This window comes from Sphingobium chungangianum (assembly GCF_977014255.1).
This window is the reverse complement of sequence record NZ_CDRNIV010000005.1, coordinates 39,507-52,995: the sequence shown is the minus strand read 5'-3', so window position 1 is coordinate 52,995 and position 13,489 is coordinate 39,507. Positions and strand designations below refer to the sequence as shown.

Sequence of the window (13,489 nt, the reverse complement as noted above, 5' to 3'; positions counted from 1 at the left end):
TTCACAATGAGCGCAAAATGTTCTGTTTTCATCGTCGTGGGCGACGCTGGCATACGCCGTAATCTGGTCGCAATGCTTCGTGCCGAGCAGTATGACGCGACGCCATTTGCGGCCGGTAGCGACTTCCTCGAAGCTCTGACCCACCTTCCTCCTGGCGTCGCAATCGTGGAACTTTTTCTCCCGGACAAAACGGGCATCGAAATCCTCACGCAGCTGGTGTTTGAACGGAAAGATATCGCTGTGATAGCCACATCGGCCCATGCGAATATTCAAATAGCAGTGCAAGTCATCAAGCAGGGCGCGGATGATTTTCTTGAACAGCCTTTTTCTAAGACGCTTCTTCTGGAGACGGTCGAGCAAGCTTCGACCCTTTTGCTCTCTCGATCAGCACTACAGAAGGAGAAAGACCGTGCCGAAGCTTGCCTTCAAAAACTGACCAAGCGAGAACTCGACATTCTTCGCTCCCTTGAACTGAACAAGAGCAATGAAGCCGCAGCCGTTGAACTCAATCTTAGTATCAGAACAATAGAGACATACCGGACACGTATCATGAAAAAATGCGGCGTGACCAGATTTGCTGACGCAATTTCTCTTTTCTCCATGTCTCATCGAGGAAGATCTCTCTGAGCCTAAGCCGCGATCCGTTTTCGCCATTCACAATAGATTTCGTCTGGGTCGAAAGCGGACTGAATTTGATGGGCGGACACCCTTCATATTGCTCTTTGATATCCGGCCATTTTTTGTTCGCCCGAACCACAAGATCAGGCGATTGGGCTGTCTCGATAGCGATCGCCAGAGCTTCCCGCGCATGGCGCAGATCGGCTTCCGTCGGCTGCCGCGACACGCTCCGCGGGATCTGTCCCTTATCCGGACAAATAGTGGACGTGTGGCGACTTGGCCCTATGCTGCACCATGAAGTGCCGGGGCACGAGCTGCTCCTCCAACTAAAAGCCGTCCTGCACCCGTTATCTCACGATGCGGCGCGCTCATCACTTAATGCACCATCCAGGTTGCACAACACGATAGCAGGATGCTCGCAACCATGTTTCCGCTGATTATGATTGATGGCGTCGGCTTCCGCCTCGGCGAATGTAAGCCGATCGGGTCCGGCCCAGAAGAAATGACCCGCTTCACATGCCGCATACCAGGAAGAGGAGTTGATGTAAGCGCGATAGATTGCGGCCTTTTCCGGTGTCGCGAACGACCGATTTGAGATAGGCATCCATACCTCCACGCCCGGCAATTTGTATATTGCCATGGCGAAAGCATGACCGTCGCCACGCATCGAAGTATTGCCTTCGAATCAACTGCTCAGGTAGCCAAACTATACTCACCATCCTTTTCGGCGTGCAAGTCGTCAGTCGAAAATTGATTGAGGAAATTCGGGTGTGCTAACCGAGTCTGCGGTTTTACCCCTTCGGGATAATTGATCCGCTCGTGGTTGATGCACACTTCATATCCGGCGACCCAAACTTGCTTCGTCTCCAACCGGAGAGAGAGGCTTTTGGAGCCGTACTCGCGGTGCCCCAACTTTCCCCGCTGGAGCACCGCGAGATCCGGTGTTGTTATCCGGCCTTGCCTTAAGCGGCCTCCACCCTCATCCCATGCTGTGCTTCAGCGCGCTGGCGCGGTCATGTCCCGCTTTCACCGACTGGTAGGCCCGCTCCACCACTGAGCGGGATAATGGATCAAGATCAGTTTCCTTCAGCGCGGCTTCGAACTTGCCCTTGATGTAATCTTCGCCGCGTTGGACCTCCTGAATGATTGCCTTGTCGTCCTTACCAGTGAAGGCCTGCTTCAAGTCCATGAATGTCCGGTGGGCTGCAGCGAGGAAACTACTGTCGTCTTCCGGGTTGCCGCCGAGCCGCCTCACCTCCGCCTGGAGAGCGGTTGCCACTTCACTGCGCTCGCGCGCGAAGTCCGCAAACATGGCGGAGAATTGGGTGCTTTCAGCGTCCTGCGCCGCGTCCTTGAACCCTTTCATGCTATCCAGCGTCGTCTTGATGAGATTGTTCAACGTGCTGATCGTGCTTTCAGTGCTCATGGCAATCTCCTTGCGTTGGACCCTTCCAACGGCCGCCGCAACGGAAAGGTCCGAAACAGGTTCAGTGCCGGAGAAGTAAGAAGCCCTGATCGCTGAATTTCCCTGTGCGGCGGCAGTCCTGTCACCATCAACTTGGGATCAGATGGGTTATTTCCAGGTCAGCAACGATGGGACGCTGGTCGTGTTCGCTGACGGCCGACAGCTGGAACTTTTAGGAAAGCTATGTGGCGGTGGCCGAGGTGGTGAACACCGAACGGCAGGCCGGTCGCTGATCATAAAGGCGTTGTTTCACGGCCTCGCCACAGGTTGCGCGCGCTTTTCAATACGGCCGCCCAGGGTTGAGGCTGCTAATCGGTATTGGTGTTTAGGTAGTCAGAGACCTGATCAACGCCGTTGCCGACCTTCTTGACCGCCGCTTCCAGTGCGCGCGCGAGACGCTGAATCGGTTGGTCCAATATTGCACTTCGTAATCTTCGCTAAGCGAGATGCGGTTGGCATCCTGCGGACCTTTGCGTGTTTTGTCGTCAGCCATGGTACACCTCCGCTGGTACAACGCCCGATCGTTCGGCGGTTTCCCGCTAGAGCAATGGAAGGGCTGCCGTGTCGCTGCCTGGCCTCCGGAGCCACGGCGTGCTTCTATGCTCAATCGTGGGTCGATCGGCAGGATAAGGCCGGTCGAAGCGATACAGATCCTCTAATGGTGCTGCCACAATCCCGCCACCCATGCCGCAATGGGGGCGCTGCGATCCCGCAACATGCTCGGCTCCGCCAATAGGGTTAGCAGCTGTCGCGGCACTGGAGATGCGCGCCGACCCTATCAGAACGCCAGACTTGTTTGCACGGGTTTGGTGAATATCTCCTCGATCGTGAAGAAATGCGCAGGGGGCGTCAGCAGCATATCAGTTTCAGACACCCTGTCATCCAGCCACCGCATGACCTGCCGGCGCTGGATGATTGCGCCGTGCCGCTCCTGATAGCGCATGACCTCCGGATTCGCGTCCACCGTGATGATGCGGTAGCTGACCGGCCAGTCGCCCATCGCAGGTTCCCAAATGGCCGCGAGATAGAAGAAGTTGCCATCCTCCAGGCGCACGCGAAATTTCTTCTCGCCATTGCGAATATGAAATTCCGACGCCGGCACCAGGCAGCGGTTGGTGGGGAATGTGCGCCCTTCCGAGCGGATGAACTCATAGCGGATGCCATCGCTGAAGCGCGGGTTGGAACCCCAGGCCGCCTCGATCATCTCAATTTCTTGGACGTCATCTGGATTGCGCCGGATGATGGCGCGGCGGCTTCCGAGCGCGTCGGAGTCAAAAGGGGTGGCATTCGAGTCCATAATGAGAACATACAAGGAACATGAGAAAGGGGCAAGCGCTGGCGGGAAGGACGAGCGATGTGCAACGACTATAGACTGGAGGTCGATATCGCCTCGATCGCCGAGGACTTCGAGGATCTGAAGATCAAGATCACAATGCCCGAGGGCAAGCCCAACGTGCCCGCGCGGCAGGACATCAAGATTACCGATGTTGCGCCGATCGTCCGATCCATCGAGGGGGATCGCGGATCAGGCGAGCTGGTCAACCGGCGTTGGAGCTGGCCAGGTCCCAAGGGCAAGCCGGTCTATAATTTCCGCTCGGAAGGACGCGAGTTTACCTCCAACCGCTGCCTCATCCTCGCCGACGGCTTTTACGAGTTCACTGATCCCGTCGAGCCCAGGCAGAAGCGACTCGACAAATGGCTGTTCACCATGGCCAATCACCGCTGGTTCTGCATCGCGGGCATTTGGCGGGAGAGCCCCAAAGGCGAAGCCTTCACCATGCTCACCATGGAGGCAGGCCCTGATGTCGCGCCCTACCATCACCGGCAGATCATCCCCTTGACGCGCGATCGATGGGCCGACTGGCTCGATCCGGCAGTCCCTGCTGCTGACATGCTGCGCTGGCTGCCGCAAGGCAGCCTGCCGGTTACCCAGGTGTACGGCACTCCGCCAGCCCAGGGAGCACTGATCTGATGACCAACGATGCCACCCTCGCCCGCTTCGTCGAGGCCCAGGCGAACAGCTACGCAACCGCTCTGGCCGAGATCCGCGCTGGAGCGAAGCGCTCGCACTGGATGTGGTTTGTCTTCCCGCAGCTGCGTGGTTTAGGGCAAAGCCCGACCGCACATTATTACGGGATTGCTTCGCTTGACGAAGCGCGTGCCTATCTCGATCACGACCTGCTCGGCCCTCGCTATCGCGAATGTGTCGAAGCACTGCAGCAGCTGGCAGGCCAAGGATCCGGTTGCCGTGTTCGGCGGCATCGATGCGATGAAGCTGCGCTCATCCCTCACCCTGTTCGAAGGGGCGGCGCCCGATCCGCTGTTTGCTGACGCGCTTGATCGCTGGTTCAACGGAGAGCGGGATACTGCAACCCAGCACATGCTGGCGCGCTGAGCGGTGCAAGAACAAGGCCCGTAAAAACAGGATTCAACCCGCTTGACGAATCTTGTCGCGCTGGAACATAAAGGGAACATCTGAGTCGATATGATCCCATGGCCTGCCTTGCTTCCTCCTCTGAACCGCGCCGGACCGCGCCACTTGCTGCCCTGCTGGCTGAGCTGGCGCAGGCGCGCGGCGAACGCGGGCCTGCCCTGCCCTTCGGCATAGCCGCGCTTGATGAGCGGCTTGCCGAGGGCGGGCTGGATGGCGCGGCATTGCACGAGGTCGCGGCAGCTTGCCCGACGCTCAATGATGATGCGGCGTCCACGCTGTTCGTCGCTGGCATAGCGGCGCGCTTCGCGTCCAAACAGGGTTTCACCGTCTTCTGGGCCGTCACCAGGTTCGACCTCTATGCACCGGGGCTTCAACAGGTGGGACTTGGTCCAGACAAGCTCCTCTACGCCCAAGGCACAAGCGACAGCGCGGTGCTCGCCATGGCGGAGGATGCGCTGCGCGATGGGTCGCTCGCCTGCGTTGTCGCCGAGGTGAAGTCGGCTGACCAGACAGCGACCCGTCGGCTTCAGCTGGCCGCTTCCGACGGAAAGACGCCGATGCTGCTGTACCGCCGCCACCGCGCCCGCGACCACTGCCCGTTGAGCGGGCTGTCGGCCGCCATGACCCGCTGGCGGATTGGCTGTGTGCCTTCGCCCCCCCTTCCCCACCCCGGAGTCGGACGCGGGCGCTGGTCGGTCGAGCTGGTCCGCCAGCGGAACGGCAATCCCTTTTCCCTCGAACTGGATGCGTGCGATGCCCAGGGTCGCCTCGCTCTACCTGCCCCAGCTCGCGATCGAACGGCTCCGCCGGGTCGAGCGCCTGGCGCAGCTGGAGCGGCCAGTCAGGCGGCCTGAGGCCGCGACGTCGCTGGCTCCTCGCTTTGCCGCGCCCATCGACGACAGTCCTGGAGCCTGCTCGGTGCCCCGCGGCGGCGGGTGGCGGCCGGGTGCGCGCTGGGCACGGGAGGACGGGCAACGGCCAAGCCAAAGCGAGATAGACGCACTGCCTGCCCACCAGCGCCCGACCATGCGCGAGATGGGGCGCCGCAGCGAGGCGGCCGAACATCCATTCAGGGCCATGCCGGCCGATGAAGGCGGCGCCAGCGTTTGCTTGGCGCCAGCGCTCAGCTGGAAGAGCTTGTGGGGTAAGCCGACGATCTTGGCTTCCCGGACGGGACAGCGCGATGTGGTAACCGCCGCCTGCCCGGTGGCGCTAGGATTATGCCTGCGTCCCGGCATGGCGGCCGCTCATGCCCGGGCGCTGGTGACCGACCTCGATGTGCGAGACGCCGATCCCGACGCCGATCGCGCCTGGCTCGACCGGCTCGCGCTCCATGCGGTCAGCCATTGGACGCCAACCGCCTGCCTATCGGGGAGCGATGGCGTTTGGCTGGACCTTACCGGCACCACCCACTTGTTCGGCGGCGAGGCGCGTTTCTGCAAACGTCTGCTGCGCTTCCTTGAGCGGCTGGGCTTTACCGCCAGCATCGCTGTCGCGGGCACGCCGGGCGCTGCCCATGCACTGGCGCGCTATAGCGGCCAAGCCATCACGCGGCTGCCGCCCGGCGCTGAAGCCGAGGCGATTGCGGACCTGCCGCTCGCAGCGCTGCGGCTTGAGCCTGAGGCGTTGGCGTCCGCCGCCCGTTTTGGGCTGGAGCGGATCGCGGATCTCTACCCGATGCCGCGCGCGCCTCTGGCCAAGCGCCTCGGGCTGGCCACCGTCCGCCGCCTCGATCAGGCGCGCGGGTTGGTTGCTGAGCCGATCGTCCCGGTCGTGCCGTTCGAAGCACCGCGGGTGGAGCGGCAGCTGCTTGAACCGATCGGCACGGCTGAAGCCATCACCCAGGTCATCGGCGATCTGGTCGATGATCTTGTAGTCCAGCTTCAGGAGAGAGGTCTCGGGCTGCGAGCCGCCCATCTCACCTGCCAAATCGTTGATGGCAGCGAGCAGCATGTGGCGATCGGTACGTCGCGCGCGACGCGAGAGCCCAAGCATTTAAAGCGCATGCTTGGTATGCGGGTCGAGCGGATTGATCCACGGCTTGGCATAGAAGCGATGAGCCTGACCGCGCCGCGCGTCGAGGCACTTAAAGCGCAGACGCTGGAGGCTGGTCTTGGCACCAGCGACAGGCCGCCGGACATTGCACCTCTGATTGATCAGCTCGCCGGAAGGATTGAGCCCGACGCGCCGTTCCGCCTGTCGTCCCAAGAGAGCGATGTCCCCGAGCGCGCCGTTCAGCGGGTCGAGGCGCTGGCAAAACCTTCAGGCTGGCCGGCATGGAAGCGGCCGGTGCGCATGCTGAAACGGCCGGAACTGCTCTCCCATGTGGTGGCGCTGCTCCCCGATCATCCGCCGCGCCGCTTCACCTGGCGCGGCACCGCCTACCGCGTGGTCGCGGGCGATGGCCCGGAGCGGATCCACGGCGAGTGGTGGCGCAATGACAAGGAGCTCTGGGCCGTGCGGGACTATTTCCGGGTGGAGACGCAAGGTGGTGAGCGCTTCTGGCTGTTTCGCCGCGGCGATGGCGTAAATGAGCAGACCGGCGACTTGAGCTGGTACATGCACGGGATGTTCGGCTGATGGCCCGCTATGTCGAGCTGCAGGTGACCAGCCACTTCTCCTTCCTGCGCGGCGCTTCCTCGCCCGAGCAGCTGTTCTCGGCCGCTGCCTTGCTTGGCCACAAGGCACTTGGCCTTGCTGACTGCGGCAGCGTGGCGGGCGTAGTGCGCGGATGGGAGGCGCAGAAGGCGACCCAGGTCCGGATGATAGCGGGCACGCGCGTAGATCTCACCGACGGCCGCGCCTTGCTGCTCTATCCGACCGACCGGCCCGCCTGGTCGCGCCTGACCCGCCTGCTCTCGCTCGGCAAGGCACGCGGCGGCAAAGGCTGCTGCCTGCTCGACTGGGCTGATGTTGTGAACCATGCCGAGGGTCTGATCGCCATCCTGGTGCTGGACCTGCCTGACAGCCAGACGCTCGCCAACCTCTCCGATTTGGGAAATGTCTTTGGCCGCCGCGCCTATATGGCGCTGTCCTTCCGTCGCCGCCCGGACGATCTTGCCCGTCTCCACGGGCTTGATGCCATGGCGCGTCAGGCGGGCGTGCGCAGTGTCGCTACGGGGGAAATCCTCTATCACACGCCCGAAGCGCGGCCACTGCAGGACGTCATGACTGCGATCCGCGCGGGGACCACGATCGATGAGCTCGGCTTCAGGCGCGAGCGTTACATGGACCGCAACTTGAAATCGCCGGAGGAGATGGAACGGCGCTTCGCCGCCTTTCCTGACGCGATCCAGGCCAGCGCTGACATCGCCGCTGCGTGCCGGTTTGATCTGGGCGAAATCCGGTATCAATATCCCTATGAACAGGTGATGGAAGGCCGCACCGCGCAGGAGGCGCTGGCGGCGCTAACGAGCGAAGCTGCCGCCAAGATGTTTCCCGATGGTCTGCCCGAGGCCTATCGCAAGCAAATCGCGCACGAGCTGCGGCTGATCGATCAGCTGGGCTATGCGCCCTATTTCCTGACCGTCCATGCGATCGTCGCGGAGAGCCGACGGCGCGGCATTCTCTGCCAAGGGCGCGGCTCGGCGGCGAACAGCTGTGTCTGCTTCATGCTCGGCATCACCTCGATCGATCCCATCAAGCATGAGTTGCTGTTCGAGCGTTTCGTCTCAGGCGAACGCAAGGAGCCGCCGGACATCGATGTAGATTTCGAACATGAGCGGCGTGAGGAAATCATCCAGTGGATCTATGAGACCTATGGCCGCACCCGCTCGGCGCTGACCGCGGTGGTCACCCGCTACCGTACGCGGGGCGCGGTGGCCGAGGTCGGCAAGGCACTGGGCCTGCCGCGAGATCTCACCAAGATGCTGACCGGCCTTGTCTGGGGCTGGTCGATGGACGGAATATCCCGGGAGCAGATTGAGAGCCTCAATTTGAATGCCGATGATCATCGGCTGAAGCTCACGCTGGAGCTGTCGCGCCAGCTGATCGGCACGCCGCGCCATCTCTCGCAGCATCCCGGCGGGTTCGTGCTGACCCAGGACCGGCTGGATGACCTGGTGCCGATCGAGCCCGCGCGGATGGAAGACCGGCAGATCATCGAATGGGACAAGGATGATATCGATGCCCTCAAGTTCATGAAGGTCGATGTGCTGGGCCTCGGCATGCTCGGCTGCATGAACCGCGCCTTCAATCTGCTCGACGAGCATAAGGGCATCGGGATCGGCTTGGCCGATCTCCAGGAGGATGATCCCGCCGTCTATGCGATGATCCAGCGTGCTGACACGCTGGGCGTCTTCCAGATCGAGAGCCGCGCGCAGATGTCGATGCTGCCGCGGATCAAACCGAAAGAGTTTTACGATCTGGTCATCGAAGTGGCGATCGTTCGGCCGGGTCCAATTCAGGGTGACATGGTCCATCCCTATCTACGCCGCCGGGAAGGCAAGGAAGTACCGGAATATCCCAAGGAGGAACTGAAAGCCGTGCTCAAGAAGACGCTGGGCGTGCCGCTCTTCCAGGAGCAGGCGATGAAGGTGGCGATCGTCGGCGCGGGGTTCACGCCCGCCGAGGCCGACCAGCTGCGCCGCGCGATGGCGACGTTCAAGCTGACGGGCGGGGTCAGCCATTTTTACGACAAGCTGGTCAATGGCATGGTCTCGCGCGGCTACCCGAAGGACTTTGCCGAACGCACCTTCAAGCAGATTGAGGGTTTTGGCAGCTATGGTTTCCCCGAGAGCCATGCGGCGAGCTTTGCCAAGATCGCCTATGCCTCCTCCTGGATGAAGCATCATCATCCCGATGTCTTCTGCGCCGCGTTGTTGAACGCCCAGCCCATGGGTTTTTACGCCCCGGCGCAGATCGTGCGCGATGCCCGCCAACATAGCGTGGAGGTACGGCCGGTCTCGATCAACCACAGCCACTGGGACTGCACGCTGGAACCAGCGCGTGGCCGCTACAAGGCGGTGCGGCTTGGCTTCCGGCAGGTGCGCGGCCTTGCTAATCTTCATGGCGCGGCGATCGTCGCCGCGCGTGGTCCAGCGCCATTCCAAAGCGTTGAAGAGGTCTGGCGCCGCGCACGTGTGCCGCGCGTCGCGATCGAACGCCTTGCCGAAGCAGATGCCTTTGCCTGCATCGCGCAGGACCGGCGGCAAGGTCTGTGGAAGGTCAAGGGCCTTGGCGAAGCCCCCCTCCCCCTCTTTGCGGCGGCTGACGAGCGGGAGGGGAAATTCTCGGCCGAAGGTTTTGAGGCTCACGTAGCGCTGCGGCCGATGACCGAAGGGCGCGAGGTGGTGGAGGATTATCGCTCGCTCCAGCTATCGCTGCGCGCGCACCCACTGAGCTGTCTACGGTCGCAGCTTCACGCCATGAACATCGTGCGGTGCGCTGATCTTCGGTCGATCCGCGACGGGCGCAATGTCGAGGTTGCGGGTGTCATCCTGGTGCGGCAACGTCCAGGGTCGGCCAAGGGCGTGCTCTTTGTCACGATCGAAGATGAAAGCGGTGTGGCGCAGGGCATTCTCTGGCCGAGCAAGTTCGACATCTACCGGCGGCAGGTGATGTCAGCGTCGATGATCGCCATGCGGGGCAAGCTGCAAAAAGAGGGTGAGGTCGTCCACATCATCTGCGACCGGATCACCGATCATGACGCGATGCTCCGCTCGGTCGGGCGCACGGACTTCAGCGTAGTCCCAGGGCGCGGCGATGGCGCCAGCCATGGCGGCGGACCTGATCCTCGCGATCCTGAATTTCCCAGCGGTCGCACTTTGTCGTCACCGCCGTTCATGGCTGCTGTCGAGCCAGAGCAAATCCTCCCCATCCGCAGCCATGATTTTCACTGACTCTCGATGAAACAATTACCGTCAAGACACAGATGTTTATCGTGAGGAATAGATGTTTGATATTACAAATTCAGCCCACCAACCGCTGAATCTTTCAATCGTTTTCCGAAGGGCAGTCCGGATCAACCAATAGGAGAAACGGCTTTATGTTGAGCCCTTCTGCTATTCTCTCAAGGTTGTCGATCGAGACATTCCGCTCGCCGCGCTCAACCGCGCCGAAATAGGACCTGTCCATTTCGATGTCGTAGGCAAAATCCTGCTGGCTCGTACCGATATCCTTTCGGAACCGGCGAACATTGGCCGCGACAATGTCACGGAGCCGTCCAGGGTGGTTGCGTTTCACACTTCACAATTCACCTGATAGATGATTATAAGGCGACGGGTTTTAAGCATCAATTCACCCGGCCCGGCTATTAAGAGTCTACCAAGCGAAGTGAGATTTGCGCATGAACAGCCACCTGCCTGTCGGCCGACTGGCCGCATATCTCGAAGCCCTGTCACGAGAGCAGGTGTGGTTTGCGATTCTGGCTGCGACCTCACTTGTTGCATGGCTTGATTTCAGGTTGCCATCCGCTGGTTTCGCAACCGCCTACATCCCGGTGATCTGTGGCGCCTGCTGGGGTCTTGGCGTTCGAGAAGGCTATTTGGTTGCCGCGACCTCTGCGCTCCTCAGCGTCAGCTCATCGCTCATTCCTCCGACAGAATTAAGCGCTCTCGCCCTGGCGGTTGTTATCCGGGTTGCGGCATTCCTATTCCTTGCCGCCACCATCAATAGCTTCCGACGCTCCTACGACCGAGAACTGTTTCACGCCCATCATGATCCGATGACGCGAACACTCAATAAGGAGGTCTTCCACAGCCGCGCGCGCAAAGTAATCCGGGATGCGGCGCACACTCGCCAAATTCTGCTCCTCATCGTCCTCGACCTGGACGATTTCCGGTCCGTTAATAGCATGGGTGGACACCGAGCGGGCGATGAGGTGATACGGAATTTTGCCGAAGGCATTTCGGCTCTTATGCGCCGCGAAGATCTTGTAGGGCGCATCGGAGGGGATGAATTTTCTCTGTTGGTGCGAGTGCCAACGATCGCCGAAGGATCGCATTTCGCCTACAGCGTTCACGATCGCCTCTCTGCAGTGCTTTGCCGCGGGCGATACTCGGTGACCTGTACTATGGGAGCGTTGCTGATCCCTTCAAATGTCCCGCGGAACTGCAGCGAATTGATGCATGCTGCCGACCAGGCGCTGTATCGGGCTAAGGCAGCTGGCAAAAATGCTGTCGAAATCGTCACGGCCGGGGATCAGCCAACCGACGCCATAGCGACGCAGCGCGCGATCTCTGCTCTGACGGGTGATCTATGACGGACACACAGGCCCTCGCCCAGCGCGCGATTAAGCTTATGAACGAAGCAATCATTCTCTTGGATGCAGCTGGAGAGGACATTGCCGCCGCCCGATTGCAGGCGGCAATTGACACGATCAGGCATCCGCCAACGAGCCCTACGGATCCAATGCCGGAAACTTAGGCTAAGAGCATTACCGATTTTCGGTTCAACCTGCGCCGCTACCAATCTCCGCCGGTGCGCAGGTCGTGCCTGATCCTGCTACGGCCACCTCTACATCCCAAGCCCCTGCGAGCGGCCGGATCAGTTGCCCGACTTGTCAGTAGGTCGATCGACAAGCGCCACCTGAACGGGAGCTAAATCGGCCATTCAGGAAACGGCCAAGGTGAACAGGCCAAAGCCCCATAACAATCAGGGAGACTGTCATGGGGTTCAAAAAATTCACGCTGGCCCTTTCCTTCGCGGCGACGCTGTTTGGGGCGATCCCATCAGTCGCGATGGCGGATAACGGACGGCATCGCGGGTGGCACAAGCACCATGACCGCGACGGCTATTACGATCGCCGCTACTATCGCGATGACCGGCCGCGCTATGTGCGCCGCGATTGCAAGACCAGCGGCACCACTGGCCTGCTGGTTGGGGCGGCCGCCGGCGCGTTACTTGGCCGGGCGGTAGCTACGCGCGGCGACCGCTTACCCGGCACCATCATCGGTGGTGGCGCGGGCGCGCTGATCGGCAAGGAGATTGACAGCAAGCGCCGCTGCTGACCCGTTTACTGGACACAGCCACAGCGGGCAGAGCGTGCATAAGCGCTAAGGTCAGCACGCCTGCCCGCGTCGGCGTCTAAATATTGGTCAATGATCGCGGCGACGGCCGACGGATAGGCAGAGGCCCAATGTCCGAGCCCGTGCAGCGCTGCTTCCTGACAAGCAATGTTGGCCTGGCTAAGGATGCGTTTCCTTGAGCGGTAGTCGCCTGCGGAATGACAAATCTTCCGAGACAATTGGTCAACCTTCTCAGATTGTCAGCCCGCGTCGCCTCGGATAAGGCCTCTGGCCAAGAAATTAGCCATGCCGCAAGCCAGTCGTATCCCCTCCCTCCAGGACCTAACGGTCCATTCGCCCCTATCTAAAGCGGGAGGGACGGCCACGTCTGTCGCAGTGGCGCCCAACTTCCCGAGGCGCCTCTCTGTCTGCCTAGTTAAAGCTGCGTTGATGCCAGCCTGCTGGTCCCTTGTCGTGGCTGGGGTGTAGTGGCACCCTCCGAACCGGAGGGCATCGCCTTCCTCCCTCCGCGCGACCCCCCGACCGGTCAGCGTTACCGCCTGTCCCTCAACAAGGTTGGTCAGGAACTGGAAAATTATCTGCCTTCGGCTCGCGCGGAGGCGGCAGGCCGAATCGACAAGCTCATGAAGCAAGGCGCTCCAGAGAGCCAGATAACATATGCACGGGCGGAACTGACTTACCTGGAACACAGCCGCGGCCCGGTCTATCAGACGCAGTTGCTCAGGCAGCTGGGGCAACGCGACGTCGACGCCGTTATTACAGCGCAGCAGACGCCGCTCGAGCGCGTGCGCGAAATTGGAGCCGCCTTGAGCACGCGTCTTAAAAGCCAGCAACCTGCGCTGGTTCAGCGCGGCATTCGGGCGTTGGAACAGGGCATGTCCGAGAGCTCAGGCCCTGAAACCGGCTCTCCAATCGGCAAAGGGGTGGAAAGCGGTGCCGTTTCGCGCAAGACGCAGAACCCTGCGCCTGCACCACGGGATAAAGGTCGCAGTCGGTAACGGTGGG

General features: G+C 61.3%; 15 protein-coding genes. 10 read left to right on the top strand and 5 right to left on the bottom strand.

Annotated elements, in window-relative coordinates:
* The first annotated feature begins 6 nt into the window (after nt 1-6).
* On the top strand, nt 7-627 hold the full coding sequence (locus tag ACWNC0_RS06210; protein ID WP_449470365.1) for a response regulator transcription factor: 621 nt from the start codon (nt 7-9) through the stop codon (nt 625-627).
* A 343-nt stretch (nt 628-970) separates the two neighbouring features.
* Here ACWNC0_RS06210 and ACWNC0_RS06205 read toward each other — a convergent pair whose 3' ends face one another.
* From ACWNC0_RS06205 to ACWNC0_RS06190, 4 genes are all read right to left on the bottom strand, one after another.
* The gene (locus ACWNC0_RS06205; RefSeq protein WP_449470363.1) at nt 971-1,285 is read right to left on the bottom strand and encodes a hypothetical protein; all 315 of its coding nucleotides are present in this window, start codon (nt 1,283-1,285) and stop codon (nt 971-973) included.
* Nucleotides 1,286-1,597: 312 nt separating this feature from the next.
* Nucleotides 1,598-2,044 carry a ferritin-like domain-containing protein gene (locus ACWNC0_RS06200; protein ID WP_449470361.1) on the bottom strand — a complete coding sequence of 149 codons (447 nt, stop codon included), beginning with the start codon at nt 2,042-2,044 and terminating at the stop codon, nt 1,598-1,600.
* Between the two features lie 364 nt (nt 2,045-2,408).
* Entirely contained in the window at nt 2,409-2,576 is a 168-nt protein-coding gene (locus tag ACWNC0_RS06195; protein ID WP_449470360.1) for a DUF3606 domain-containing protein, read from the bottom strand.
* A 285-nt stretch (nt 2,577-2,861) separates the two neighbouring features.
* Entirely contained in the window at nt 2,862-3,287 is a 426-nt protein-coding gene (locus tag ACWNC0_RS06190; RefSeq protein WP_449470359.1) for an SOS response-associated peptidase family protein, read from the bottom strand.
* 150 nt (nt 3,288-3,437) lie between these two features.
* On the opposite strand from ACWNC0_RS06190, the gene ACWNC0_RS06185 reads away from it, so the two are divergent.
* From ACWNC0_RS06185 to ACWNC0_RS06160, 6 genes are all read left to right on the top strand, one after another.
* On the top strand, nt 3,438-4,055 hold the full coding sequence (locus ACWNC0_RS06185) for an SOS response-associated peptidase family protein (protein WP_449470357.1): 618 nt from the start codon (nt 3,438-3,440) through the stop codon (nt 4,053-4,055).
* The gene (locus tag ACWNC0_RS06180) at nt 4,055-4,414 is read left to right on the top strand and encodes a DUF1810 domain-containing protein (RefSeq protein WP_449470355.1); all 360 of its coding nucleotides are present in this window, start codon (nt 4,055-4,057) and stop codon (nt 4,412-4,414) included. The genes ACWNC0_RS06185 and ACWNC0_RS06180 overlap by 1 nt, the downstream gene beginning before the upstream one ends.
* The gene (locus ACWNC0_RS06175; RefSeq protein WP_449470521.1) at nt 4,359-4,478 is read left to right on the top strand and encodes a DUF1810 family protein; all 120 of its coding nucleotides are present in this window, start codon (nt 4,359-4,361) and stop codon (nt 4,476-4,478) included. Before ACWNC0_RS06180 ends, ACWNC0_RS06175 begins: the two co-directional genes overlap by 56 nt.
* A gap of 98 nt (nt 4,479-4,576) precedes the next feature.
* Nucleotides 4,577-5,371, top strand: a complete 795-nt coding sequence (locus ACWNC0_RS06170; protein WP_449470353.1) for an ImuA family protein — start codon at nt 4,577-4,579, stop codon at nt 5,369-5,371.
* A complete protein-coding gene (locus ACWNC0_RS06165; protein WP_449470352.1) occupies nt 5,271-7,097 on the top strand; it encodes a DUF6504 family protein in 1,827 nt (608 codons plus the stop codon). The genes ACWNC0_RS06170 and ACWNC0_RS06165 overlap by 101 nt, the downstream gene beginning before the upstream one ends.
* Complete coding sequence (locus tag ACWNC0_RS06160; protein WP_449470351.1) at nt 7,097-10,357, top strand: error-prone DNA polymerase; 3,261 nt, start codon at nt 7,097-7,099, stop codon at nt 10,355-10,357. The genes ACWNC0_RS06165 and ACWNC0_RS06160 overlap by 1 nt, the downstream gene beginning before the upstream one ends.
* Before the next feature lie 94 nt (nt 10,358-10,451).
* Here the strand turns inward: ACWNC0_RS06160 and ACWNC0_RS06155 are convergent, their stop codons facing one another.
* The gene (locus ACWNC0_RS06155; protein ID WP_449470349.1) at nt 10,452-10,700 is read right to left on the bottom strand and encodes a helix-turn-helix domain-containing protein; all 249 of its coding nucleotides are present in this window, start codon (nt 10,698-10,700) and stop codon (nt 10,452-10,454) included.
* A gap of 103 nt (nt 10,701-10,803) precedes the next feature.
* Between ACWNC0_RS06155 and ACWNC0_RS06150 the strand changes: the two genes are divergently transcribed.
* The 3 genes from ACWNC0_RS06150 to ACWNC0_RS06140 all read left to right on the top strand — a co-directional run bounded on the left by ACWNC0_RS06150 (nt 10,804) and on the right by ACWNC0_RS06140 (nt 13,482).
* The gene (locus tag ACWNC0_RS06150) at nt 10,804-11,718 is read left to right on the top strand and encodes a GGDEF domain-containing protein (protein ID WP_449470347.1); all 915 of its coding nucleotides are present in this window, start codon (nt 10,804-10,806) and stop codon (nt 11,716-11,718) included.
* A gap of 406 nt (nt 11,719-12,124) precedes the next feature.
* Nucleotides 12,125-12,466: a glycine zipper domain-containing protein gene (locus ACWNC0_RS06145; protein WP_449470346.1), complete on the top strand. Its 342-nt coding sequence runs from the start codon at nt 12,125-12,127 to the stop codon at nt 12,464-12,466.
* A gap of 485 nt (nt 12,467-12,951) precedes the next feature.
* Nucleotides 12,952-13,482, top strand: coding sequence for a hypothetical protein (locus tag ACWNC0_RS06140; RefSeq protein WP_449470344.1), 531 nt, complete (start codon nt 12,952-12,954; stop codon nt 13,480-13,482).
* The last annotated feature ends 7 nt before the right edge of the window (nt 13,483-13,489 follow it).

Coding starts and splice junctions, on each gene's coding strand:
- ACWNC0_RS06185 (WP_449470357.1), top strand. CDS start 3,438: ATGTGCAACGACTATAGACTGGAGGTCGATATCGCCTCGATCGCCGAG.
- ACWNC0_RS06145 (WP_449470346.1), top strand. CDS start 12,125: ATGGGGTTCAAAAAATTCACGCTGGCCCTTTCCTTCGCGGCGACGCTG.
- ACWNC0_RS06180 (WP_449470355.1), top strand. CDS start 4,055: ATGACCAACGATGCCACCCTCGCCCGCTTCGTCGAGGCCCAGGCGAAC.
- ACWNC0_RS06160 (WP_449470351.1), top strand. CDS start 7,097: ATGGCCCGCTATGTCGAGCTGCAGGTGACCAGCCACTTCTCCTTCCTG.
- ACWNC0_RS06200 (WP_449470361.1), bottom strand. CDS start 2,044: ATGAGCACTGAAAGCACGATCAGCACGTTGAACAATCTCATCAAGACG.
- ACWNC0_RS06205 (WP_449470363.1), bottom strand. CDS start 1,285: ATGCGTGGCGACGGTCATGCTTTCGCCATGGCAATATACAAATTGCCG.
- ACWNC0_RS06195 (WP_449470360.1), bottom strand. CDS start 2,576: ATGGCTGACGACAAAACACGCAAAGGTCCGCAGGATGCCAACCGCATC.
- ACWNC0_RS06170 (WP_449470353.1), top strand. CDS start 4,577: ATGGCCTGCCTTGCTTCCTCCTCTGAACCGCGCCGGACCGCGCCACTT.
- ACWNC0_RS06150 (WP_449470347.1), top strand. CDS start 10,804: ATGAACAGCCACCTGCCTGTCGGCCGACTGGCCGCATATCTCGAAGCC.
- ACWNC0_RS06190 (WP_449470359.1), bottom strand. CDS start 3,287: ATGATCGAGGCGGCCTGGGGTTCCAACCCGCGCTTCAGCGATGGCATC.
- ACWNC0_RS06210 (WP_449470365.1), top strand. CDS start 7: ATGAGCGCAAAATGTTCTGTTTTCATCGTCGTGGGCGACGCTGGCATA.
- ACWNC0_RS06165 (WP_449470352.1), top strand. CDS start 5,271: ATGCCCAGGGTCGCCTCGCTCTACCTGCCCCAGCTCGCGATCGAACGG.